The organism is Algoriphagus sp. (assembly GCF_024642405.1).
Taxonomy (GTDB): Bacteria; Bacteroidota; Bacteroidia; order Cytophagales; family Cyclobacteriaceae; genus Algoriphagus.
The window spans coordinates 1-2,942 of record NZ_JAHEBC010000432.1 but is presented as its reverse complement, the minus strand read 5'-3'; the positions used below and the strand labels follow the sequence as shown (position 1 = coordinate 2,942).

Genomic DNA, 2,942 nt, shown 5'->3' with positions numbered 1-2,942 from the left:
ATAAGTCCACCGATATGATCCCAATGATTATGGCTTAAGTAAACATCCTCTACATCTGAAAGATCAATACCGAGCTCTTGGGCATTTTGAAGGACTGTTTCAGGCCGACTTCCAGTATCAAACAATAATTTCCGGCCCTCACTTTCTATCAATGCCGAATAGCCCCATTCTCCGATTCCTTTATTGGCGAGCATGGTGGACAAGGTGGTAATTTTCAAATCTGCTACCTGATGAAGTCTTTCTTTGGACCGTTCTTGAGCTACTGCACTTCCATAAAAAAGTACAAGAAGAAAAATGTAAAGTACTTGTCGTTTCATATTTCTTAAAATTCTCCTGAAATAAGTTGCATTAATTCTAAGGATTCTCCATCTGGGCCTGTAAAAAACATTGTTTTTGCCGCGATATCCTCAGTTTCTACTATTGCTAAAGGACGCGCTAATATTCCACCTGCTTTCAAAATTCGTTCACTCGCTGCCTCAATATCGGATACGTCAACTCCTATATGTGTATAGTTTGCCGAGCCATTTTCTGCTTGGAAAGCGGGGTTTTCTCCTATCTCTAAGACAAAGTCTTGCCCCGGAAATTTCAGAAGGGATAAGAAAATTTCGTATTCTTCTGGGGTTCCCTCTTCAGAGGTCCGTTTGAGTTTCTTGATTTGCTTCACCAGTTCAAGATCAAAAGCAGCAGTATAAAAAGCCACCGATCTGTCCATATTGGCAACGTTCAAGTAAACATGATTAAATCTGGGAGAAAGTAATCTACCATCATCTACTTTAGTCTGGCATCCGATCAGAAGAGAAGTAAATATTAAGAAAAGGGAAACTCGCATTCTTAGGTAATTGGAAATTCTTTTCATGAGTCCAGTCGTTTAAGTTCGCTATCCAAATCCCCAATCATAGACTCCACTGAATTTTTCAGATTTTCATAAAAATATTCGACAAAGGATTTGGTTCGGTTTTCCTGGGTTTTGATAAAAAAGAGGAACTCTTGGTCGGCTTTCAGAGATTCAAAGTCCAATGGAACCATCTCGCCTTCGAAGGTATCTTTCGCACCATAATTCCATCCGGAAGCAAATCTCCCCGGAAGGATATTCCTGAGGTAGTGCTGCACTTCTGCCAATTCTTCTTCCTCTCCTTTTAGGAAGAATTTATATTGTGAATCATAGACTGCAATAAGCTTGGAGCGTATTTCTGAATTGGAGATGATGTCAAGTCCCCTGGATTTAGCGGTTTCGAAAGAGCTGGTGGAGTGGACAAAGTGAATGGGTAGGAAGGTGTAGTTGAAATGAAAAGCTAAGGAATCATGGTAAGGGCCGTTATTCTCTAAAACATCGATAAGTAATTTTAAAGAGCGTCGGCTTTTGTTGAGTTCGCCCATATTATGGTTGATCTCGGCCAAATCAGCCATAAGTTCCGTCCTGCATCCTTTCAGGATTTCAATTTCAGATCTTCTCCGGTTTCTATTTTCCCCATAGTTTGCCAGTTCAAAGGCACCATAAATACCGATCACCAACACGATAATCTCAAAGAGATATTCCGGCCATTTTTCTTTCAAGACTATAAAGATTCTTTTCATCTGACCTTTGTTTTAATCAAACTCCGAAGCGCATTATTTCTACTTTCTAGTTCCTCAAAAAATTCCATCATTTCTTCAGCTTTAAGATTTGCCTCAAAAAGGACTTGTCCAAAATCATCTTGTATAATTACTTTAAAAAATTGATCTAGATCCAAGGGAGATTGATCCTCCTTCTCATTGTCAAAAAGAAAATCAGGATTTAAGGTGAGATTTTTTGCTAGATATGGCCTTACGGTTTCTTTGACAACATTGTCATATTGTAAATAAGAGTTTTCCACTCTTGCTAGAAATTGATAATAATCGAGAATTTCATTTCTAATTTCATCATCCATCACTTGGGTTCCGATGTTTGGATGATTGCTAAGGGTGATAGAATGGTATCTAATCGAACCTCTGATTAATTGTGGATTTTCAATTTCAGGGGCTGAGATAACCCCTTTGCGAGCCAAATACAGCTCCTTGTGGGTTTTAGTCACTGTCGACAAATCCGATTCATAATCCTTGAGCAGTACTGAATCAGCCGTCAGATCCACCATAAAGTTTGTCAATAATTTTATTTGTGCTGCATCTTCTTTCCTGCTTTCATTCCAGTTATTTACCTGAAGCGCAATCAAAATCCCGATTACCACCAATAGGATCTCTCCTAAAGCATAAGCAAGGTATCTGGTGATGGAGTTGGCCTTTAGGAGTTTTTGGCGGATTTTTCTAAAAAATGAGATCATGGTAGAAGCATGTGTTTGTCTATTTCAGTAATCAATAATTTTGATTTCTTTTTTGCATTTTTGAAAACATTAATCATAGATTTTCTGCGCATATAATTTTCCTTTAAAAAATTCCTTCCTTCAATGGATTCTGCCATGGAATAAAGTGTTTCCATTTGTTCAGACTCAGTTGCCGTCATTGGAAAATCATCCAAAACAACTTCAAATTCATTCCCCAAATTTTCATAGAATTTATTGGTGGTGACAAAGGATTTTTCATTCTCGTTAAACAAGTCTACCAAGAACTTATCTTCAGAATAGTAAGAAGTAAGCATTTCAAAAAGTGCGGGGAATCCTACTAAGTTTGGATTATCTGAGGATTGTAGTTGTTGATAGGCTCTGTCCAAAATGGATTGATTATAATAAGGAGAAAAAAATGTCCTTTGTAAACTATCCATATGTTTCGGCTGGTAGGAAAGATACGAAAGTGTCCAAGATTCAAACTGAATCTGTGTTTCTAATAAATCTAGAATTCTGTTAAAGTTTATGGTATCGTTTACAAGGTCCTTTTTGAATTCTACTAAGTAATTGACAGATTTAATTTTCGCCTTTCTGTTTTCATTCCAATTATTTACCTGGAGTGCAATCAAAATCCCGATTACCACC

The 2,942-nt window shown here is 37.5% G+C and carries 5 protein-coding genes; all 5 read right to left on the bottom strand.

Annotated features, from left to right (window positions below):
• Positions 1-317: MBL fold metallo-hydrolase (locus tag Q0L68_RS18930; RefSeq protein WP_296705813.1), on the bottom strand; the 317-nt coding region annotated here is incomplete at its 3' end.
• Positions 318-322: 5 nt separating this feature from the next.
• Positions 323-856, bottom strand: coding sequence for a VOC family protein (locus Q0L68_RS18925; RefSeq protein ID WP_296705812.1), 534 nt, complete (start codon positions 854-856; stop codon positions 323-325).
• Positions 853-1,575, bottom strand: a complete 723-nt coding sequence (locus tag Q0L68_RS18920; protein ID WP_296705811.1) for a hypothetical protein — start codon at positions 1,573-1,575, stop codon at positions 853-855. The genes Q0L68_RS18925 and Q0L68_RS18920 overlap by 4 nt, the downstream gene beginning before the upstream one ends.
• Positions 1,572-2,297, bottom strand: coding sequence for a DUF6090 family protein (locus Q0L68_RS18915; protein ID WP_296705810.1), 726 nt, complete (start codon positions 2,295-2,297; stop codon positions 1,572-1,574). The genes Q0L68_RS18920 and Q0L68_RS18915 overlap by 4 nt, the downstream gene beginning before the upstream one ends.
• A partial coding sequence (locus tag Q0L68_RS18910) for a DUF6090 family protein (RefSeq protein ID WP_296705809.1) occupies positions 2,294-2,942 on the bottom strand: 649 nt, incomplete at its 5' end. The genes Q0L68_RS18915 and Q0L68_RS18910, both read right to left, overlap by 4 nt.